Genomic DNA, 20,763 nt, shown 5'->3' on the forward strand with positions numbered 1-20,763 from the left:
TGAGTTATTGCTGTTTCAACGAATAGACATAGGCCAGAATTTCAGCTACGGCCCTGTATAAGCTGTCGGGAATCGTTCCATTGAGCTCTACCGTTTTATACAATACCTGTGCCACCGGCTTGTTCTCAAAGGTCGGTATTCCATGTTCCATAGCTATATCTTTAATCTTTTCAGCGACATATCCTGCTCCCTTGGCGACGACTGCCGGCGCAGCCATCGAGCTCTGATCATATTTCAGGGCAATGGCAAGATGGGTGGGATTGGTAATGATTACATCGGCTTTGGGCACATTCGCCATCATGCGCTTTTTCGCCATTTCCCGTTGAAGCCTTCTAATCCTGGCCTTGATGATCGGATCCCCTTCCGTCGATTTGTTTTCTTCCTTGATCTCCTGGCGCGTCATTTTCAGGTTCCTTTCAAACTCCCACCGCTGATACAGATAATCCATCAGGGCAAGGACGATCAAAACCCAGCAGGTTGTCAGAAGTATCTTGAAGGACGTTTTGCCGATGTAAACGACAATGGCCCAAACGCTCTGGTGGGCCAGCGGGAGGATTTCCGTCAGTTCATTCCTGACGGTCAGATAGGCTATGAATCCAACGATGGCCATTTTCAGGACACTCTTGACAAATTCAACAAGGGATTGCATGGAAAAGAGTCTTGCAAACCCTTTAAGAGGGTCTATTTTCGACCATTTCGGCTGAATTGCTTTTGTTGAAATCTTCAAGCCGACCTGCATGACATTGGCCAAAAAGGCGGCGATGCAGACCGTCAGCAGAAACGGCGCCATTAAAGAAATCGATTTGAAAAAGGCCGAAAAAAAAATGGGCTGAATGTTTTCGACGGTGACAATGCGGGAATCCATATGAGAAAAGGAGTTTTTCATCAGATCCATCAACGAAGAGACGAAGTGTCCGGAGCCGAAATAGAAATAGATCAGGCATGACCCCAGTATGGCCACCGAGGCCAGATCACGGCTTCTGGCGACCTGACCTTCCTTGCGGGCGTCTTCTCTGCGCTTTGGGGTAGCTTCTTCGGTTCGTTCCTGGTCTTTATCCTGTTCAGCCATAAGATTCCCACATCGATGAACATCACATCATTCTGAGAAGCACATGGATCTGTTTCTCCAGATTCAAGAAAAGGCCTGAGGTAAAACTGACAAACATGGGGGCGGTCAAACCGAGAAAAATAAACCCCAATGCGATCTGAAGCGGAAATCCGATGATGAAAATGTTGAATTGAGGTACCGTCCTGGCCACGATGCCCAGGGCAATGTTTGTAAAGATGAGGACGGCGACCACCGGGGCGCTGACCTTTACGGCAATGAGAAATACGTCCTTCGAGTAGAGGCAGAGAGTTTGAGTGAGTTGCCCCGAAAGATGAAACTGCAAAGGGGCTATCCGTTCGAAACTTTCCGCCATGGCTGAAAAGAATACGTGATGGGCATTCAGGGTCAGGAAGATCACGATGGCGATTATGTACTGAAACTGGGATATCAAGGGTATCTGGGTGCTTGTTACGGGATCGATGACATTGGCCATGGAAAACCCCATTTCAAAACCGATCAGTTCCCCGGCAAACTGAATTCCTGCGAAGAGGAAGCGGGCGACAAAGCCAATCACGCAGCCAATAAGAATTTCGCCGACCATGGCGGCCGCCATTGGAAAGAGACCTGCAGAAGTGGCACCGAGGCTGATTTTCACGAAGGGAAACAATAAAAGCGTGATGAGGAGAGACAGTCCTCCCTTGACCAGGACAGGGACAGCCCTGTCCCCTCCAAAGACGGGCATCACGGCTATCATGGCACTGACTCTCAGAAAGATGAAAATGAGAGTGTCGATCTGTTCCTGTGTTATGACAGGCAGGTTCATAGGATAATCCCGGCATCTACGAAGGCTTTTTTTACGGCCCGCATCCTATCGGACGTAATTCGGAATATTGGAATAGAGGTTAGAGGTAAAATTGAGGAGGACATTGATCATCCAGGGCAGTGAGGCCACCAGTGCAACAAGAACGGCTACGATCTTGGGGACAAAGGACAGGGTCATCTCCTGTACCTGTGTGACGGCCTGAAACAAGCTGATCGCCACACCGACCACAAGAGCGACGATTAAAACCGGTCCGGAAACAAACAAAATCACCTTGATGGCTTCCGCCATGATTCCAACAACAAGTGCCGTGCTCATATTCTCCTCACTCCAAAACCCTTCTCAATGGAAGCTCTGCACCAGAGATCCGATAATCAAATACCAGCCGTCCACCAGGACGAACAAGAGCAGCTTGAAAGGCAGGCTCATCATGATCGGGGGAAGCATCATCATCCCCATGGACAGCAGAACGCTTGCAACAACCATATCGATAATTATAAAGGGCAGAAAAAGAAGAAATCCGATCTGAAAGGCCGTTTTCAATTCACTGATGACGAATGCCGGAACCAGAACGGAGAGAGACAGGTCGTCCGGCCGCTCCGGCCTTTTCGCCTTGGATATCTTGACAAAAAGCGCGATGTCCTTTTCCCGGGTCTGCTTGAGCATGAAGGCTTTGATGGGAACGATGGCCTTTTCAACGGCTTGATCCCCCGATATCTCCTCATCGTAGTAAGGCTTGATGGCTTGTGTGGAAATGTTCTGCCAGACGGGGGACATGACGAAAAAGGTCAGAAAAAGGGACAATCCGATGATGATCTGATTGGACGGCATCTGCTGACTGCCGATGGCCTGTCTCAGCAGGGACAGAACAACGACAATCCGGGTAAAGGAGGTCAGCATCAACAGGATGGCAGGCGCCAAGGACAGAACCGTCAGAAGAAACAGCAGCTGAATGACTGTCGCCACCTTGTCCGGCTGGTCGGCTTTTCCTCCGATGCTTAAACTGATGTTCGGCAGAGAAAGAGGCTCGCCCCAGGATAGGTTCGTCAATCCCAGGACAAAAAGAAGCGCCAGAGGAAAGGCCTTCACGAGCAGCGTCTTCCAATCGGCGGAGGTTCTGTAATATTTCATCTTCGGATATCATCCATGGCGGAAGCAATGATTTTCTTATACCGGGCAAACTGACGCGTGCCGGGAAATGAGGGGGGCTCCTCGTGAATCTTCAGGTTCCGGAGCGTGTCCAGAGCCTCCCTGTCGGATATTTTCGTCAACATGGTTATTTGTGAATTGGAAATCCCCACCGCAATAATTTCCCCGGCAATGTCTACCACGAGGATACTGCTCTTGGGGCCCATATAGCGGCTGGCAAGAATCCGGATCAGGGATCCCCGATCCATGGCCGGAGTGGTCGCATGCAGAATTTTCCTGGTTAGATACATGGCCCCGATCATCAGCCCCAGAACCAGCGCCAGGGAAAAAATCATTTTTATCAGAGAAGGAAAAAAAGAAACGGTTTCCACAGTCCCATCCTGACCATTGTGATAACATTCCTGTCCTGTTAGGACATCATCTCAGCTTTTTCACCCGTTCCGCCTGGGAAACAATATCGGTCAGCCTGATTCCGAATTTTTCGTTCACCACGACAACCTCGCCGCGGGCGATCAAACGCTGATTGACATAAACATCCATCGGTTCTCCCGCCAGCTTGGCAAGCTCGATGATGGAACCCTGCCCCAGTTGAAGCAGTTCGCTGATCAGCATCTGGCAGCGTCCCAGTTCGACGCTCAGAGTCAGCGGTATGTCGAGAATGAAATCGAGGTTGAGCTGGGCATCAACGGAAGGAGCCGATGGCATTTCGTCAAAATTTACCGGACTGACCTCAACCTTTTTCGGTGGCGCCTGTGATTGCATCAGCTCTTCCTGGACGTCGTCCCAGCCCAGATTTTCATCTTCGACCGGATCCAGGTTCGAATCGGATTTATCGTTTAAATCAATTCCTTTGAGCAGTTCATCAATCTCATTCTGTTCCATGGTCAATCCCCAATTTATCCTGAAGTATCGCTGTTATTTTGACTGCCTGATTTCCTTTAAAGTTTCCCGGATGGCCCTTGAACTTCAAGACGCCTTCCACAAAAACTTTAACGGGATCCGTGGAATACTGATCCAGGGTTATCACATCGCCCACCTTGAGATTCACGACGTCCTTGGCGGATATGCGCGTGTTTCCAAGTTCAATCAAGAGATCCAGACCCGCGAACATCAGGTTGCTGCGAAAACGGTTCATCCACACTTTATCCACTTCCATCTGTTCGCTTTGAAATCCAGCCTGCAATTTTTCTCTAATGGGCTCCACGGTTGAATAGGGGATGCAGAGCTTCAGGATGCCCGTGATGTACTCAACCTCGATTTCAAAATCGATGACAAAGACCAGGTCGGTAGGGGGGACGATCTGTGCAAATTGCGGATTGATTTCGGAGCGCTGATAGACAACCTGAACGTCGTGAAGAGGCTTCCAGGCTTTTTCGAGATCACACAGGGCGCTGAGGATGACCTTCTTGATCAGATTTGTTTCTATGGCCGTGAATTCACGCCCTTCAACCTTGAAGAGTTCCTTCCCCGCCCCGCCAAAGAGGACATCCACGAGGGTAAAAATGACTTTCGACTCCATGACAAAAATGGCATTTCCCCTCAGCGGCTCCATCCGGAATATGTGCAGGCTGGTCGGAACGGGAAGCGTCTTCAGAAACTCCCCGAATTTAATCATATCGACCGACATGGAATTCACCGTCACAACTTTTCGCAGCATGGAAGACAGAGTGGCCCGGAACATGCGGGCGAATTTCTCGTTCGTCATTTCCAGGGTGGGCATCCTGCCCCGGATAATCCGGTCCTGGCTGGCAAGGTCATAGCGGACGACGCCGGAAGGATCTATGTCCTCCTCAATTTCCGTCTCGATCTGGCCGCCTGAAATTCCGCGCAACAGCGCGTCAACTTCTTCCTGTGTTAAAACCTGTGACATGACGTTCTCTTACTGAATGACAAATTCCGTGAAGTAAACCCGTTTTACCTTGCCTGTCGAGAGAAGGGAATTCAGCTTGGTGGCGATGTCGTCACGCAGCCGCTGCTTACCGTTGATGTCCATCAGTTCTCCCGAAGACTTGGCTGTAAGGATATCGAGGATGGAGTCTCTGAGTTTCGGCTTGAGTTCGTCAAGGGCCTTGGGGTCATTCTGGCCGGCCACTTCAAACTGCATCGCCACCTTTAAATATCTTTCACTCGAGTTATCCGCCAGGTTCACGATGAATGGATCCATTGCCCACAACATTCCCGCTGTGGCCTTTTCGCTTTTTTGATGTTCCTTTCCCGATCCGGCGTGCTTGAAATAAAAGAAGCCCCCGGCAATGCACCCGCCGATAACGATGACTCCGGCAACGCCTATTATCAGCCATTTCATGAATGGCCCCTTTTTTTTCTTGGTCACTTCTGTGACATCCTGCTGAGACTGTTCCTCCTTTGCCATCCGATACCCCCTTCTTCCAGGTAAAGCTGGAGCGTTCCTCCAAATACACGCTTTCGAGATGTATCAGACCGAAAGCGAGTCTTGATCCTGCCCATCTTTTCTCAGGACTTAGCAATTTGCGCACCAGTGAAGAAATTCACATTTCTTTTCATCGAATTTCCCCATGGAATGTCCTTGCACAAACAAAAACGGGGATGGTTTTTCTCCATCCCCTCGAATAATGATCGGTTTCTGTAAAGATTGTCTTTTGTGCAGGTTCCGGGATACCGTCGAATGCCCCGTCTTGAGCACTGCAATCCAGGGCGTGGGTGTCAAGTTATCGGCACATCTTTCCCGGCTTCAGGGAAAGGAAACGCCTGGAACAGTCCCTGTGCGGCCATCTGTCAAACGAACACACTGATCGAATTGGAGCGGACGGCTCCTTTCTGATTTCCCCCTTCTGCATCCGGCGTGAGATTTAACTGGATCGGCTCCTCACGATCCGTCTGACCGTGATCGTATTCGTTTCTTGTATGGCGCCATGGACCGCCGTCTCCCGAAAAATACTCCATGTTTGAATCCGTATTTCCCTGGAGAAGAACGCTGTATCCATCCATCTTGTATCCCTGCTGGGACAACGCCGTCTTCAGAAGATCCGTCCCTGCCTGAAGCGACTGTTGAACTTCAGGAGAATCCGCCACAAAAAGGACGTTTACTTTGTTGTTCCTGATCCGGATGTCCAGGTCAAGGGAACCGAGATGCGGAGGATTGAGGGTCATTTTCACCCGTCCGCCCTTGATGAAAATCTGTGAATTCTCTTCGATAATCGTATTGATGAGCGTTTGAGGAGAAAGGCCTCGTGGTTCTCCCGGCATCCGAGTCCATGTAGTCGAATCACCGTGAGGGTTTCGAACGATCTCGATGGGCCCATGGCTTGAACCTTCCAAGGGGGAAATCCTGTCCTGGCGAACCATGGCTTCCATGGCATTCCCGGAATCGCCCGTCGGTGTGGAGGATTTTTCCGCAAGCTGTTCAAGTGACGCTTCCGTGTATCCTGATTTGGAACCGAACGCATTGTGATCCAGGTTTTTTCCCTGGTGTCCGGTTGGTGCCACTCCCTCCCGTTCCGACGTATGACCATAGCCTGCATGACCGTTTGAATCTTGAGACGATGGTGTCGAAACCTTATCTGATGTTGATGGCTTCCATGGTCCGTTCAAGGGCGTTTCCGCCCCCGCTTTGCCCAGGGGCTCCTCGATCCCTCCTTGAACAGGAATCTTCGCCGCCCCGGAAGGGGAATCCACGGTGAGATCCGGGGCATCTCCAGGATGTTGTGCAGCATGCTCCGGTGCATATCCTTCAGATGCCGTTCCGCTGGAAGGGGTGATTCCGCCTCGTGGAACGATGGAAGGGCTTCGGCTTGAAGGAAAGGGATGAACTTCTCCGTCCCGGTCGACACTCAAAAAAGAGGCTGGCGGAGTATTTTGAAATCCGCCACCCGATGCGGATAGGCGGGGTGCAGATGACGCCATATACGGGAGTTCCGAACTCTCCGGGACATCCGTATCGATACCGGCCGTGATGACAGGGATAAGACTGTCGTCTGGATCTACGGCGGGATATTCTTCCGCATTCATCACCGCAGCGTATGAGCGCTCTCCTTCAGAAGAGCCCGCTTCGATCTGAATCGAATCCGCAGATGCTGCGTCATTCCCAGGCTTTCCAGGGTCAAGATCCCTTTCCTCCTTTGAAGAAGAATCGAATATCCCTTTTCGATCCTGAGAAACGACCTCTTCTCCTTTCTTTACCTCTTCAAGGGTTTTATTAAAAGAAAGCCCCGGCAAGTCGGAACATTGGTTGTCATCTGAAGGCTTCCTCCTCATTGTGTCCCGGATGTCCGAAGAAGGCGATGACCTGTTTTCCTGACGAACGCCGTCCGTCAGCGTCTTCTTTCCGCCAGACAGTAGAATTCTGGACGCTATTGCATGCATGATGTTTACCTCATGTCTCCGTTTTATCATCGTGTTAGCAGAGACCATGCCATATAAATAAACCAGATATTACAATAAGATACCAACTTATCTCCCTGCAATGGGGCAGAATTGGGGAAATTTGTTCCCAATCCTCCCGTCCCGTTATTCATGAGCTGGAAGTTTCTTCCCTTCAACCGGAGATCCGTGTGTTCCGTTGCTCAAGAAAGGATGGTTTTCTCATAATTCTTGACATCTCTTGATGAATTTATTAGCGTCACCCTGCCATGTGGTGTTGTACCAGGGAGGAACACAAGTATGATTGGGGTTTTAATTGTAACACACGGGAATGTCGGCGGTGAGTTAATCAAGGCGGCGGAGATTATCAAAGGCCCCTTGAAATCCCTTCTTCACGTATCTGTCGACACGTTCAACAGCGTTGAATCCCTGAAGAAAGAAATCAGCTCATCCATCAAAAAGATCGATGCGGGTCAAGGCGTGTTGATTCTCACAGATCTTTTCGGCGGAACGCCATCCAACCTGTCTCTTTCATTTTTGAAAAAGGACAGGGTGGAAGTGGTGACGGGAGTGAATCTCCCGATGCTACTGAAGGTATCCGACATTCGCCAGGATATGAGTCTTCGAGATTTTGCCGCCCATGTGACGGAATACGGCAGAAAGAACATCTACCTGGCCAGCGAGGTATTAGACAAGAAAATTGCCGAATAAGACCATGCAGAACGATTATGACATAGTCCTTGTGCGAGTGGATGACCGCCTTATTCATGGACAAATCCTTGAAGCATGGCTCCCCTTTTTAAAGGCCTCATGCATCATTGTGGCCGATGACGGGGTAGCCGCTGATTTTTTTCGCGAAACGGTGATGAGAATGGCGGTTCCCAATGAAACGGAAGTCCTTTTCCGATCCATAAATGACTTGTCGGGAAATTATCGCTGCAAACCCGAAAACGGCAAACGGACGCTCGTTCTTTTTTCATGCATTTCCGACGCGGTACGTGCCTATGAATCCGGCTTCCGTTTTTCACAGCTCAATATAGGCAACGTCTATAACGAGAACGGAGAAAGGATCTGTTCCCCTTCCGTTCTCTTGGGTTCTCAGGATATGGATTTCCTGAAGGATCTTGTCAGAGACAATGTCACCATCCAAGTACAGCGCGTTCCAAGGGAGAGATCCTTCGATTTCAAAAATTTCTTAACGGCGCAGAGGCCTTAAAGATTTCAAGGAATGGACTGGCTTCCCGATGGTTCTCCAATGCCTTATGATTTCACTGCTTGGGGGAGTGATCTGCCTTGACAGAATCGTGATTCAAAGCATGATCGCCAGGCCTGTCGTGGCGGCTCCACTTATGGGCTTTTTTTTAGGCGATCCTTACACCGGCCTGATGATCGGCGCTGTCATCGAGTTGTTCTGGATAGATCGATTGCCCATCGGCACCCTGATTCCTCCCAACGATTCTCTGGCGGCGATTCTGGTGACGGCGTCCTGCATCATTTCCAGCGGGCTTGTCGGCCATTCGTCACGGCAGATCATGGCCTTTTCCCTCCTGATCTATCTCCCCTGCGGTTATATCGGCCAGAAGATGGACGTCTTTTTCGTTTCCCTGAATGACCGCCTGGCCAGGGCAGCTCTTCGAAGCGCCGAAAAAGCCGATCTTCATGGGGTCCAGGCCCTGCACCTTCTGTCTCTTCTCATCTATCTGTGCCTGTCCGTTTGCTTCCTTTTCTTCTTTCTGTGGCCGGGAATCGCCGCAACCGCTTTTCTCTTTCCTCTATTTTCCCCGTCCGTATTAGAAGCCCTGAATATCATCTTTTTTTTCTTTCCCCTCCTGGGGATTGCCGTCGCGTTGAACACGATCCACCTGAGGGGCATGGTTCCCGTCTTCTGCTGCATTTTTCTTCTGGCCAGCATGATCTTGGAGATCGGGCATGTTCTCTGATTTCCGCAGGGGCGATCACGGCATTCTCCGCGCGATGGATCAGGAAGATCTGGACGAGGTCATGGCCGTCGAAAAGGCCAGCTTTCAAGCCCCTTGGACAAGGGCCATGTTTCTCCAGGAGCTTTCGACACCCATCTCGAGATGCGTTACCCTCCGGGATCCGGAGGGGGAAGGCATGAGGCTTGCGGGCTATATGATTTACTGGATGTTTGCACAGGAGGCGCACCTCCAGAAGATTGCCGTAAGACCTGAATGCCGGCGCCGACATGCGGCAGACTGCTTGATGAAGGCGCTGCTGCAAACAGCGCGTGAAGAGCGGTGCCGGACCGTTATCCTGGAAGTGCGCCGGTCGAATACGGCGGCACGGAAGCTCTATGAGAAGTTCGGACTTACCGTAAAGGGCATCCGGAGTTCCTACTATCCCGAGGAAGGAGAGGACGCCCTGATCATGGGAGCGGATCTGAAGGAATGTTGACGGTGCGAAGAAATTTTGCAGGAGATCGTATTCCAATTTCGCCGCAAAAATGCTATGCAACGCCAGGCTGAAGAGGCGCTGGCGGGATGAAGCCCGGATATCTCCGGATATCTGAGGAGGGGCCTGACTGAAAACCGGCTTTTTTTCAGCGCCTGGACATGAAGTTCACCATCAGGGAGGATGACGGCCGCCATCATGCACCCCGTTCCATTGTTTATAAAGGGCAGGATTCTCGATAACCTGGAAGCTGTCCGCGGACATTTTCTTCTTCGGCTGAAGCTTCCGCCGGCCTTTCATCACCCCGTGCCGGGTCAGTTCGTCATGATCCGGGTCACGGAATCGCAGACGCCTCTGCTTGCGCGACCGATGAGCATTTACGCCTTTGAAAAAGGAGCGGGGCACTCGGTCCTGGAAATTTTCTACCGGGTGGCCGGTGCTGGTACAAGGATTCTCTCAGGTCTCAAACCAGGCGACGAGCTCTCTCTTCTCGGCCCGCTGGGAAATGGTTTTTCAGGAAACCAGGAGGCCAGACGCGCTATCCTCATTGCGGGCGGGATCGGCATTTCTCCTCTGACGTTTCTTGCCGCCTCCCTGAGCCCTATCCGGGAGCCTTTCCCCGTCGAGATGACGGCCTATGTCGGGGCGCAGCGCAAAGAGGCCCTGGCTGGACTGGATCGACTTTCGGCGGTATGCCCGGACATAAGGATCTGTACCGATGATGGCAGTATGGGATATGGCGGGAGAGTCACCGAGCTTTTCGAACGGGAGCTTGACGCTTTCGACCCGCAGGGCTGCGCTGTCTATGCCTGTGGACCCCGCGCCATGATGAAGCGCCTCGCGGAGCTGCTGGAGAAGCATCCCCTTCCCTGTCAGGTATCCGTCGAGGAAAGGATGGCCTGCGGCCTTGGCGCCTGCCTGGGCTGTGCCGTAGCCGTGCGAACGCCGGGGGGAGACGTGGCGTTCATGCGGGCATGCAAGGATGGACCCGTTTTCGATATCCGCCGGATCGACTGGTGATCCAACCGGAACGGGATGAAGCGGAAGACACTTTGGGCCGAAGGTACCGGGAGTGTTCCATCACGGAGCGTCATGACCACTTGTCTTCAGGAAGGATTGCCCATTATGACCATCATGGCTGGTATGGGGTGCCGTGACAACGGCACCCCATACCGGAAGCTCCTGCAGAATGGAAAGGAGAATTGAGTGCGGCCATCTTCTTTACAACCCTCGCTGAGTGTCGACATTGGTCCGCTTTCCCTCCGGAATCCCGTTATGACGGCATCCGGGACCTTCGGATATGGTGAGGAATACGCTCCCTTTGTCGACTTGAACCGCCTGGGGGCACTGATCGTCAAGGGATTGTCCCTTGAGCCGAGGGCAGGAAACCCTCCCCCGCGCCTGGCCGAAACGCCGTCGGGCCTGCTCAACGCCGTCGGGTTGCAGAATATCGGCGTCAAGGCTTTCGTCAAGGAAAAGCTTCCCTTTTTGAAGGAATATTCAACGGCGATTATCGCCAACATCTTCGGCGAAACCGTCGATGAGTACGGAAAGGTCGCGGAAATTCTCGGGATGGCCGACGGCCTGTCCGCATTGGAAGTGAACATCTCCTGCCCCAATGTCAAGAAGGGGGGGATTGCTTTCGGGTCATCTCCCGAAATGGCCGCCGAGGTGACAAAAAGAGTCCGGGAGGCAACGGATCTTCCCGTGATCATGAAGCTGTCACCCAATGTGACCGACATTTCACACATTGCGGAAAGTGTGGAGTCCGCCGGTGCCGATGCCGTGTCGCTCATCAACACCCTGGCCGGGATGGCTGTGGACGTGGAACATCGCAAGCCCGTCCTGTACAATGTGACCGGCGGTCTTTCAGGGCCGGCCATCAAACCGGTCGCTCTGCGGATGGTCTGGCAGGTCGTAAACAGGGTGAACATTCCGGTCATCGGTCTGGGCGGCATCATGTGCCCGAACGATGCCCTGGAATTTCTCATTGTCGGGGCAAGGGCCGTTGAGGTGGGAACGGCCAGTTTTCTGAATCCCCATGCCACCATGAACATTCTGGAGGGAATCGAAACGTATCTTCGTGAGCATTCCATTTCCGATATCGGGGACCTGATCGGAACCCTCGAGAGACCTTGAAGTAATTAATCAGACAATTTTCATTTTGAAGGAGAATTTCCGAAAGTGGACGATACCAAAGCCAATAGGACTGCACAAAATCTGACACCTCCTCACTTTATGCTGCCGGAGGGGGATTATCGAAAGTTGACTGCCCCCGAATCGGTTGCCCTCCTGGGAGTCACTCGCCGCACAGGAAAAGGCAGCAACAACCCACTGGAGGTTCTCCTGGAATGGGGGTATCGGGGAAAGATTTATCCCGTCAATATTGCAGGGGGTGAAATCCTGGGCTATCCCGCCTATACCTCACTGCTGGACGCCCCGGAGGTTCCCGACCTTGCCGTCATCTGCTCCCCGAGAGACACGGTGCCGGAATTTTTCCGTCAGTGCGCGGAAAAAGGGGTCCGCATCGTGATTATCGTGGCTCAGGGCTTTACGGACGGCGATGGAGACGGGGTGGCGATGCACAATGAAATCATGAAACTGGCCGGTGAAAAAGGCATCCGCATCATCGGTCCGAACACCCTGGGTGTCGTAAACAATTTCAACTCCTTCTGCACCTCCTTCATGCGTTTCATCAATCCCCTTGCCCCGGTAGGGATCCTCGGCCAGTCCGGCATTTACGTGGTGGGCAATGCCGGCTTGATGGGCGGTACGGGCCTGTGCATCGATACCGGCAATACCGCCGATGTGGAATATGCGGAACTGATCGGGCATATGGCCCGGGATCCGAAACTTTCCGTCATCAACATCTACATGGAAGGCGTGCGGGACGGGGCCCGCTTCATGGAGGCCGCCCGGGATGCCGTTGCCCATAAGCCGGTGGTCATTTTCAAGATCGGATCCAGTCCGGCAGGCGCGCTTGCCGCCGGATCGCATACCGGCTCCATGACCGGCGAGGATCGGATCTATGAGGCAGCTTTCCGGCAGAGCGGCCTCATCCGGGCTGAGACGACGGATGACGTGATGGATTTGAACAGGACGTTCCAGACCTTCAAGGGAATCGGGGGAAACCGGATCGGGGTCATGACCATTTCAGGCGGTGCCGGCATCAATGCCGTCGATGCCTTCGCCCGATGCGGCCTCCAGGTGGCGGAGCTGAGCGAGGAGACCAGGAATACGATTGCTGAACTGTCTCCAGGCTGGTTTCGTGTGCACAACCCCATTGACGTCTGGCCAGCCGCCATGAAATACGGATACCCGGAAGTCTACCGGAGGACCTTGGCGGCCATGATGAATGACCCCGGGGTGGATGCCGTGGTCTGCGTCACCGGCTCTTTCCTGGAAAAGGAAAAGGACTTCCTCGATGTCACCGGCATTCTTCACGCCGCCGCCGCCGAGCATCCCGAAAAGCCCATCGTGGCCTGGACTTACGGAGGCCGCTGGCTGGAGTACATTGCCGAGCTGGAAAAAGAAAAGAATGTCGTGGCCTTTTCTTCCCTCGACCGGGCCGCCGCATCTCTGGCTGCCCTGTACCGCTACGGTCACATTCTCCAGCCTCGCGCCGTGAAGTTCCTCTCGGAATCGTCTTCGTTCACCCCCCCCTTTTCACTCCCTGCGGCGCAGAAAGAGGGGGAACGCCTGGTTGCCGCGTCATCCCCTGGATTTATGAGCCAGGAGCGCGCCCTTGCCCTTCTGGAGGCCTATGGCCTTGCCGGGGCCAGGCGGGAAAAAGCTGAGAATGCGGAAGCCGCCGTCGCTGCGGCGGAAAGGATCGGCTATCCCGTTGTCCTGAAGATTTCCAGTCCGGACATCATCCACAAGTCCGATGTGGGAGGGATTCGGCTGAATATTCCAAACGCGGACGCATTGAAAAAAGCCTGCGAAGAGATGCTTGCCTCGGCAGGAAAGCAATGCCCGATGGCGCGCCTGGAAGGGTTCCTCGTTCAGGAGCACCTCAACGGGGGGACGGAACTCCTTCTGGGGTGCAAGAGGGACAGCCAGTTTGGTCCCGTCATTGCCTTCGGCAGTGGTGGGGTCTTTACGGAAATCTACGCGGACATCGCGCTGAGGATACCGCCCCTGGACAGGGATGAAATCCTGGCAATGATCGACGAAACGAAGGTCAGCCGGATTCTGAAGGGCTACCGCAACGTGCCCGCGGCAGACATTTCGGGACTTGTCAAGGCGATCCAGTCCTTCTCAGCGCTCGTAACGGATTTTCCCACCATCCAGGAGGTGGACATCAACCCGCTGCTGGCGCAACCGGAACGCCTCGTCGTTCTGGATGCCAGAATACGCCTGGGATAAAATTCGGAGGACTTATGGGACGCGCGGTAACCATCGTCGAGGGAGTTTATCTCATCGGGGGGCCTGACATTACCCGGTCGGAAGACGCGGCCGCCTATCTGATCGATTTCGGGAAGGAACAGGTCATGATCGATTCGGGCGCCGGTGGGTCTGCGGAGCGCCTGGAGCGGAACATTCTGGATTTGGGCCTCGATCCCCGGGGCATCTCCACGCTGATCCTGACCCACAGGCATATTGACCATATCGGCGGGGCCCCGTATTTCCGCAAACAATTCGGATGCCGGATTCTCATGCATGAAGATGACGCAGAGGCCGTTGAGACGGGTGACCGCGTCCAGACCGTGGCCGACTGGTACCAGACAGCCTTTCCCCCCACTCCCGTCGATATCCGCATTTCAGGCGATGGTGGAACCCTGTTGTTCGGCGGGGAATCTCTGTCTCTTCTGCACACCCCGGGCCATACGCCGGGTTCCCTGTCCCTTTATCTGGATCGCGACGGGCGTCGCATCCTCTTCGGACAGGATATCCACGGTCCTTTCTTTCCCAGGCTTGGTGCAGATCTTGCGGCCTGGCGACGATCCATGGAAAAACTCCTCGATCTCAGGGCGGATCTGCTCTGTGAGGGCCATTTCGGCATCTATCAGCCCTGGGAGGAGGTCGAACGGTACATTCGCGAACACCTGAGAAGAAACAGCGGATGTCCGGGATAAGAATTAAAACATACGGTCGATTTCGTTCAGCTTTTCCTCGAGGCGACGGGCGGATACGGGGAACGCCGTTTTAAGCTCCTGGGCAAAAAGCGAAACTTTGTACTCTTCAACCATCTGGGAAAAATCGTCCAGGGCCTGCCTCTTTTTGTCCGATGCATGCTCCGAAAGCCCGTCTAACGCTTCCTTCAGCCGGTGGATAAAGGGCTGCAGTTCTTCCTCCCTGCGGCGGTCCTTCTCCCGGTTCAGAAAACCACGGTCTGCACGTATTTTAAGCGCTTTGAGGTAGCGGGGTATGTGCTTCAACCGCTTTTCTTCCCAGCGGAGGAGAAAATCCCCGGGAAGCAGCTCCTCCAGTTCACAACGGAGCTGCTTCAGAAATGCCTGTCCTTCGCGGTTTCCCCGCACCGAAAGCTCCAGTTGGCGCAGATCAGCGGCCGTTTCGGAATAGGCCTTCAGCAGCGGTTCCACCGCCTTGATCAATTCCTGGCCGTACATGAGGAGTTTCTCCCGGATCTTCCGAGCATGGTCGAGAAACTCTCCTTCCTTCCTTATTTCCAGCTCGAAGAGATCTTTTTTCACTTTATCCAGGAACAGGCTTTCCACCTTCCGGGCTCCCCCGAAATCCTCAGCCCAGCTTTTCAGCGGTTTCGGCAGTTGAAGAGCCTTCCGGAGATCCTTAAGCTCCCGGGAAAAATAAATCGAGTAGAGGGCCGCTACGCCTTTCGGGTGGACCATTGCCGCCTCTTTTCGGGTTTTGTAAAGGCAGAGATCGACGCAGCCTTCCGCGGGCGTCAGCGCAGGCCAGGCAAGGCCTGCGGGCGATCCATCGTGGGAGACCTCGACGGAATCCGGCAGATCGCCGAAGTTCCAGGCGGTGAAACCGGTTTTTTCCCAGATTCGGCGGGTCCGTTCAAGGGCTTTCGAATCCTGCCCGGCATTGACGCTCTGCTGAAGCACGGCAAGATCGCGTCCGGAAGCTTTTTCATGATTCTTGCCGTCCAGTACGGCAAAGCGGACCCGCAGGTAATCGGGCACTTCCGATTTCGACCAGGCCGCGGCGGGAATGTCCAGCGAAAGCGTTGTGCGGATCAAACCGGCCAGTTCGGGAATGAGAGGGCCGGATGGTTCGGTCAGATTTCGGATGAGACTGTCCGCCGTCGGTCCAAGGGGATGCAGCTTTTTCCGGTATTCCTTCGGAAGCCCCCGAAGCAGGGCCAGTACGCGATTTTTCAGCATTCCCGGGATCATCCAGTCGGCTGAACCAGGGGGAATGCCCGGCAGAAGGGCATCGGGGATCTGGATGGTCACCCCGTCATCCTCTCTTCCCGGATCAAAGCGGTACACACAACGGTACTTGCGGCCCTCTACATCCACCTGGTCCGGATAGAGGGACAGTTCGTCCTCGTCGGGCACCTGGGACAGGACGTCCGCAAGGCTCATCCTGAGGAACGCGTCCCCGCCCTGATCACGGATCCTGCTCTTGAGGGTTCGCATATCACAGACTCCCGGGAGCCGCGATGCATAGAAGCTCTCCAGCACCGCATCGTCTTGAAGAAGATTCCGGCGGCGAATCTTATCCTCCATCTGCATGACCTCGGCAATGAGCTGGCAGTTGGCATGAAGAAAGGGAGGGAGCGTTTTCAGCTCGCCGTCTACAAGGGCACTGCGGATGAAAATTCTGTTCGATTCCTCCGGATCGACGGCAGCGTAGGAAACCCTGCGCCGAGGGACAATCACCAGGCCGAACAGGGAAACCTGTTCGAAGGCGACCACCTCTTCGCGGCGCTTCTCCCAGTGCGGTTCGGAATAGGTGGAGGTGCAGAGCTCTCCGGCAATCTGCTCAATCCATGAGCTGTCGATATTTGCGGCGGTGCGGGCAAATAGCCGGGATGTTTCCACCATTTCGGCGGCGACAATCCAGTCGCCTCCATGATGGAACAGACCCGAGCCCGGATAGAGCATAACCTCCCGTCCCCGGGTCGCCGCATAAAAATTTTTTTCGCGCCGGCAGGCAATGCCTGAGAGATAGCCGCTGAGGATGGAGCGATGAAGAGCGGCGTAGAGATCTTTCTGTCCGGACTCCACGTCGATTTCGTTTTCGCCCTTTTCTTCACCTCCCTCCTTGAGGATGGTACGGACCTGTTCGTAGATCTCCTTCCACTCGCGCATTCTTCTCCAGGAAAGATAGTGAGTGCGGCAAAATTTGCGCATCTTCGTGCTGCTTTTGAGACGTTCCAGATTGTTCTCATAGGCTTGCCAGATGCGCAGCAGCGTCAAAAAATCAGAGGCCGGATCGACAAAGCGGCGATGAGCCAGATCTGCGCGACCTTCATCGTCAGCAGGCCGTTCCCTTGGATCCTGGACACAGAGTCCCGATGCGATAATCGTTGCCTCCTTGAGGCACCCCTCTTTTTTCGCTTCTAAAAGAATCCTGGAAATCCGCGGGTCCATCGGCATGCGGGCCATGCGACGGCCCTTTTCCGTAAGTCCGACTCCGAATCCTTCATCCTCCGTGTTGTCGCCTTTCCTTTTTTTTTCGATCGTTACGGCGCCGAGTTCCTTGAGGACATCAAAACCATCGCGGATGCTTTTGAGATTCGGGGCGTCAATGAATGGGAAGGAAGACGGGTGGCCGAGGCCCAGCTTCAGCATGCGCAGAATGACTTCCGCCAGATTGGATCTCAGGATTTCCGGCACGGTGTACAAGGGGCGCCGGAGATAATCCTCCTCCGAATAAAGGCGGATGCAGACGCCGTTCTGTACGCGCCCGCATCGCCCCTTGCGCTGATCGGCGCTGCTTCGGGATATCGCCTGAACGGCCAGGCTGATCGTCCTTGTTCTGGGATTGTAGCGGGAAATTCGCGCGGTACCGCTGTCGATGACATAGCGGATTCCGGGAATGGTGAGCGAGGTTTCTGCAATGTTGGTGGCTACGACAATTTTCCGGGCGTTTGCCGGCGAAAAAACACGCCTCTGCTCGGACCAGGAAAGGCGTGCGAACAGGGGGAGGACTACCAGGTTATCGTAGCTCCGCCCTTCCAGGAGTTCGCAGGTATCACGGATATCCTGTTCCGTGGGCATAAAGATCAGGATGTCCCCGCGATGGTACTGCCCTGTTCGCAGTTCATCGACGGCACGGACGGCGGCGTCGACGGGGGAAAGGTCCTCCGAATCTTCATCCTCGGGCTCAATGGGCCGGTAAAGGACTTCCACGGGGTAAACCCGGCCTGTAACCTCAACGACCGGCGCTCCGCCGAAAGCAGACGAAAATTTCTCCGTATCGATTGTTGCCGAGGTAATGACGATTTTGAGATCACGTCTTCTTTGCAGAAGGGTTTTGAGATATCCGAGCAGGAAGTCGATATTCAGATTCCGCTCGTGGGCTTCATCGACGATGATGGTATCGTAGGCTCGCAGAAGCGGATCCCTCTGGCTTTCCATGAGGAGAATTCCGTCGGTCATGAGCCGGATGAAAGGTGACGGGCCGGAACGATCTTCAAAACGAATCTTGTAGCCTACCGCCTGCCCGACGGTCTGTCCGAGTTCCTCGGCAATCCGCTCCGCCACGGTTACCGCAGCCACCCGCCTGGGCTGCGTACAGCCAATGATGCCGGACATGCCCCTTCCCGCCTCCAGGCACATCTTGGGAAGTTGTGTCGTCTTGCCGGACCCGGTTTCTCCCGTGATAATCACCACCGGATGGCGGACAATGGCCTGGACGATATCGTCCTTCCGGGAACAGATCGGCAAGTCCGCCGGGTACGTCACTTCGGGGCGGTTTTTCAGCCGGGCGCTCTTCCTGTCCGAATAAATTTCTGTCCTGGTCCTTTTTCGTGTGATCGTTTTTTGCAAGTCTTTCGCTGAATTATTTTATCGAGATTGCTCCGGCAGACGTCTCTTGTATTCCTGCAAAGAGTAACCGCATGATGACAGAGTCTCTGAACCGCTCTGCATGACGAGGCATCGAGTGGCCTTATACAGAATTATCACCAGCAACAAAAATATCTTTCTGGAATACAACAGGTTCCGGAAAAAAATATTTTCCCAGCTCGCCCCGAGAGACAGCGAGTCCATTCTCTATCTTCTTCCCTGGATGATCAGTGTCAATCACGAATCCGTCCCAGGCTACATGGATTCTATAAAGCATAATTTCCGTGTTTTCAACATTGAAACAGATCATGAAATCCGGAATAAAGAACCCATGTTTAAAAAATACTTCAATATCCAGAGTGCTGCGCCCATCCTGACCATGACGAGCAATGACCTGCTCATAGAGGGCATTTACACCATCGGGAGCGCCGGGACGATCAGCCAGACCCCTTCTTCGGACTGCGACATCTGGATCTGCATCAACAGAGCCGATTATGACAGCGCGTCCTATGCCCAGTTTCTTAAAAAGGTTCATCGAATCCAGAACTGGATGGATGACAACCTGAAAATGCCTGTCCACTTCTTTGTGAGCGATATTGAAGATATCAGGCGATGCAGTTTTGGGGATGTGGACTGTGAAAGCTGCGGAAGCACGCAGAAGAAGGTCCTCAAGGAAGAGTTTTACCGCACCACCATTCTCATCGCCGGCAAGGTTCCCCTCTGGTGGGCTTCCTACGATCCGCATTCCCCTTTGACCTATGATGGCGTCGCCGAGGAATTCCAGTCATCTCCCTCCGTTTACTACGATCTCATCGACATGGGAGATCTTGATTTCATCGACAAGGAGGAATCCTTCGGTGCAGCCCTCTGGCAGTTGAACAAGTCCCTGACCCACCCGCTCAAGTCCATCATAAAAATGCTGCTGTTGAAGATGTTCCTCGAATCTCCTGAAGGCGACCTTCTCTGCCACCGGTTCCGCAGCCGGATTCTCAGCCAGGACAGAAAGCCTTATGACTTTGTCGATCCGAGCATTTTTACGCTCATTGCCGTCCTGGATCATACACGGAACCTGGACAGGGATACGTACCACCTGATCATGCAATGCTTTTACCTGAGGTATGAGGTGAAGCTTTATTCCCGGCGGATAACCTTGAGGGAGGAAAAGACCCTTCCTCTTTTCAAGACATACGACCTGGACAGGAAAACGATCTACGATCTCAACCGCTTTACCGACTGGAGCTATTCAGCGCAGGTCCAGTTCGGAAAAACCATTTTCATGCTTCTCGTTCAGATATACAAGGACATAAGCGAGCTGGCCCGCAATGTGGCGGGGGATGTCGCTCCCCAGGATTTGACGATTCTCGGCCGCAAGCTCTCCTCTTCCCTGAAAAAGAAACCCAACAAAATTCCCATTCTTCTCAGGCCTCTGGACACGCATAACCTTCCATCGCTGACGGTTCGTTTCTGTGAGGGGGGCTGGCAGATCTTTCCCGGAAATGAATCCGAGACGATCATCTGCGAGAAGTCCGATCTCACCTACTGCCTTGCCTATCTCGTCTGGAACGGCCTCTATTTCCCGGAGCTGATACGCATGCTTCCCAATCGCACCTTTGCCACGATGCCTGAAATGATCACTCTCAGCAAAAAGATCAAGAAAACCTTCGGGACCTATGATGTCAGCTCCATCGAGTTTCAGAATTTTCTTCAGCCGGAACATACGGAAAAAATGCTTCTTGTCAGCAATTTTGCCGAGGACCCGGACACTCGCTCGCTTGCCTCTCTTCGCATTCTCACTCTGAACAACTGGGGAGAACTCTACATCCATTCCTTTCCCCGCCCGGGGCGCGTTATTTCCTTCCTTGAAAATCTTTCAAAGAACCCCTATGATATAGAAAAGTTTTATTACAGTCCGCGAAACAGCCGCCATGGCGACAAGATTCTCGAAGAAACAAAGCGCCTGGTCGCATCTTATCTTAAAGACTAGATAAATCGTTCCATAAAACGTCAACAGAATCTTTTCAGCAGCCGTTTGATTCCATACGTAGGTG

General features: G+C 53.5%; 19 protein-coding genes. 9 read left to right on the top strand and 10 right to left on the bottom strand.

Features of this window, described 5'->3' with window-relative positions; translation table 11 throughout:
• Positions 1–4: 4 nt before the first annotated feature.
• From flhB to AB3175_RS01750, 9 genes are all read right to left on the bottom strand, one after another.
• A complete protein-coding gene (gene flhB / locus AB3175_RS01710; protein WP_367359205.1) occupies positions 5–1,069 on the bottom strand; it encodes a flagellar biosynthesis protein FlhB in 1,065 nt (354 codons plus the stop codon).
• Between the two features lie 22 nt (positions 1,070–1,091).
• The gene (gene fliR / locus AB3175_RS01715; protein ID WP_367359206.1) at positions 1,092–1,871 is read right to left on the bottom strand and encodes a flagellar biosynthetic protein FliR; all 780 of its coding nucleotides are present in this window, start codon (positions 1,869–1,871) and stop codon (positions 1,092–1,094) included.
• Between the two features lie 45 nt (positions 1,872–1,916).
• Positions 1,917–2,186 (bottom strand): flagellar biosynthesis protein FliQ, encoded by a 270-nt coding sequence (fliQ, locus tag AB3175_RS01720; RefSeq protein WP_367359207.1) that lies wholly within the window; start codon positions 2,184–2,186, stop codon positions 1,917–1,919.
• Positions 2,187–2,210: 24 nt separating this feature from the next.
• Positions 2,211–2,999 (bottom strand): flagellar type III secretion system pore protein FliP, encoded by a 789-nt coding sequence (gene fliP / locus AB3175_RS01725; protein WP_367359208.1) that lies wholly within the window; start codon positions 2,997–2,999, stop codon positions 2,211–2,213.
• Positions 2,996–3,388: a flagellar biosynthetic protein FliO gene (gene fliO / locus AB3175_RS01730; RefSeq protein WP_367359209.1), complete on the bottom strand. Its 393-nt coding sequence runs from the start codon at positions 3,386–3,388 to the stop codon at positions 2,996–2,998. The genes fliP and fliO overlap by 4 nt, the downstream gene beginning before the upstream one ends.
• 46 nt (positions 3,389–3,434) lie before the next feature.
• Positions 3,435–3,899 carry a flagellar motor switch protein FliN gene (gene fliN, locus AB3175_RS01735; RefSeq protein ID WP_367359210.1) on the bottom strand — a complete coding sequence of 155 codons (465 nt, stop codon included), beginning with the start codon at positions 3,897–3,899 and terminating at the stop codon, positions 3,435–3,437.
• Positions 3,886–4,887: a flagellar motor switch protein FliM gene (gene fliM, locus AB3175_RS01740; RefSeq protein WP_367359211.1), complete on the bottom strand. Its 1,002-nt coding sequence runs from the start codon at positions 4,885–4,887 to the stop codon at positions 3,886–3,888. Before fliM ends, fliN begins: the two co-directional genes overlap by 14 nt.
• Before the next feature lie 9 nt (positions 4,888–4,896).
• Entirely contained in the window at positions 4,897–5,388 is a 492-nt protein-coding gene (gene fliL / locus AB3175_RS01745; RefSeq protein ID WP_367359212.1) for a flagellar basal body-associated protein FliL, read from the bottom strand.
• 383 nt (positions 5,389–5,771) lie between these two features.
• Positions 5,772–6,482, bottom strand: a complete 711-nt coding sequence (locus tag AB3175_RS01750) for a flagellar hook-length control protein FliK (protein ID WP_367359213.1) — start codon at positions 6,480–6,482, stop codon at positions 5,772–5,774.
• Between the two features lie 1,173 nt (positions 6,483–7,655).
• On the opposite strand from AB3175_RS01750, the gene AB3175_RS01755 reads away from it, so the two are divergent.
• From AB3175_RS01755 to AB3175_RS01790, 8 genes are all read left to right on the top strand, one after another.
• A complete protein-coding gene (locus AB3175_RS01755; RefSeq protein ID WP_367359214.1) occupies positions 7,656–8,066 on the top strand; it encodes a PTS sugar transporter subunit IIA in 411 nt (136 codons plus the stop codon).
• Positions 8,067–8,070: 4 nt separating this feature from the next.
• Positions 8,071–8,571, top strand: coding sequence for a PTS sugar transporter subunit IIB (locus AB3175_RS01760; RefSeq protein WP_367359215.1), 501 nt, complete (start codon positions 8,071–8,073; stop codon positions 8,569–8,571).
• 46 nt (positions 8,572–8,617) lie between these two features.
• The gene (locus AB3175_RS01765) at positions 8,618–9,295 is read left to right on the top strand and encodes a PTS sugar transporter subunit IIC (protein WP_367359216.1); all 678 of its coding nucleotides are present in this window, start codon (positions 8,618–8,620) and stop codon (positions 9,293–9,295) included.
• Entirely contained in the window at positions 9,285–9,770 is a 486-nt protein-coding gene (rimI, locus tag AB3175_RS01770) for a ribosomal protein S18-alanine N-acetyltransferase (RefSeq protein ID WP_367359217.1), read from the top strand. Before AB3175_RS01765 ends, rimI begins: the two co-directional genes overlap by 11 nt.
• Positions 9,771–9,965: 195 nt before the next feature.
• Positions 9,966–10,787, top strand: a complete 822-nt coding sequence (locus AB3175_RS01775; RefSeq protein WP_367359218.1) for a dihydroorotate dehydrogenase electron transfer subunit — start codon at positions 9,966–9,968, stop codon at positions 10,785–10,787.
• Positions 10,788–10,973: 186 nt separating this feature from the next.
• Positions 10,974–11,906: a dihydroorotate dehydrogenase gene (locus AB3175_RS01780; RefSeq protein WP_367359219.1), complete on the top strand. Its 933-nt coding sequence runs from the start codon at positions 10,974–10,976 to the stop codon at positions 11,904–11,906.
• A 126-nt stretch (positions 11,907–12,032) separates the two neighbouring features.
• The gene (locus tag AB3175_RS01785; protein ID WP_367359220.1) at positions 12,033–14,135 is read left to right on the top strand and encodes an acetate--CoA ligase family protein; all 2,103 of its coding nucleotides are present in this window, start codon (positions 12,033–12,035) and stop codon (positions 14,133–14,135) included.
• Between the two features lie 14 nt (positions 14,136–14,149).
• The gene (locus tag AB3175_RS01790; RefSeq protein ID WP_367359221.1) at positions 14,150–14,845 is read left to right on the top strand and encodes an MBL fold metallo-hydrolase; all 696 of its coding nucleotides are present in this window, start codon (positions 14,150–14,152) and stop codon (positions 14,843–14,845) included.
• Between the two features lie 3 nt (positions 14,846–14,848).
• On the opposite strand, the gene hrpA is transcribed toward AB3175_RS01790, so the two are convergent.
• The gene (gene hrpA, locus AB3175_RS01795) at positions 14,849–18,697 is read right to left on the bottom strand and encodes an ATP-dependent RNA helicase HrpA (RefSeq protein ID WP_367359222.1); all 3,849 of its coding nucleotides are present in this window, start codon (positions 18,695–18,697) and stop codon (positions 14,849–14,851) included.
• A gap of 115 nt (positions 18,698–18,812) precedes the next feature.
• On the opposite strand from hrpA, the gene AB3175_RS01800 reads away from it, so the two are divergent.
• A complete protein-coding gene (locus AB3175_RS01800; protein WP_367359223.1) occupies positions 18,813–20,699 on the top strand; it encodes a class I adenylate cyclase in 1,887 nt (628 codons plus the stop codon).
• Positions 20,700–20,763: the final 64 nt, after the last annotated feature.

It is taken from the genome of Syntrophus sp. (in: bacteria) (genome assembly GCF_040768185.1).
Classification (GTDB): Bacteria; Desulfobacterota; Syntrophia; order Syntrophales; family Syntrophaceae; genus Syntrophus; species Syntrophus buswellii.

Bases quoted from the DNA above. Each gene is read 5' to 3' on its own strand.
- flhB (WP_367359205.1), bottom strand. From the start codon at position 1,069: ATGGCTGAACAGGATAAAGACCAGGAACGAACCGAAGAAGCTACCCCA.
- fliR (WP_367359206.1), bottom strand. From the start codon at position 1,871: ATGAACCTGCCTGTCATAACACAGGAACAGATCGACACTCTCATTTTC.
- fliQ (WP_367359207.1), bottom strand. From the start codon at position 2,186: ATGAGCACGGCACTTGTTGTTGGAATCATGGCGGAAGCCATCAAGGTG.
- fliP (WP_367359208.1), bottom strand. From the start codon at position 2,999: ATGAAATATTACAGAACCTCCGCCGATTGGAAGACGCTGCTCGTGAAG.
- fliN (WP_367359210.1), bottom strand. From the start codon at position 3,899: ATGGAACAGAATGAGATTGATGAACTGCTCAAAGGAATTGATTTAAAC.
- fliM (WP_367359211.1), bottom strand. From the start codon at position 4,887: ATGTCACAGGTTTTAACACAGGAAGAAGTTGACGCGCTGTTGCGCGGA.
- fliL (WP_367359212.1), bottom strand. From the start codon at position 5,388: ATGGCAAAGGAGGAACAGTCTCAGCAGGATGTCACAGAAGTGACCAAG.
- AB3175_RS01755 (WP_367359214.1), top strand. From the start codon at position 7,656: ATGATTGGGGTTTTAATTGTAACACACGGGAATGTCGGCGGTGAGTTA.
- AB3175_RS01760 (WP_367359215.1), top strand. From the start codon at position 8,071: ATGCAGAACGATTATGACATAGTCCTTGTGCGAGTGGATGACCGCCTT.
- AB3175_RS01765 (WP_367359216.1), top strand. From the start codon at position 8,618: ATGATTTCACTGCTTGGGGGAGTGATCTGCCTTGACAGAATCGTGATT.
- rimI (WP_367359217.1), top strand. From the start codon at position 9,285: ATGTTCTCTGATTTCCGCAGGGGCGATCACGGCATTCTCCGCGCGATG.
- AB3175_RS01775 (WP_367359218.1), top strand. From the start codon at position 9,966: ATGCACCCCGTTCCATTGTTTATAAAGGGCAGGATTCTCGATAACCTG.
- AB3175_RS01790 (WP_367359221.1), top strand. From the start codon at position 14,150: ATGGGACGCGCGGTAACCATCGTCGAGGGAGTTTATCTCATCGGGGGG.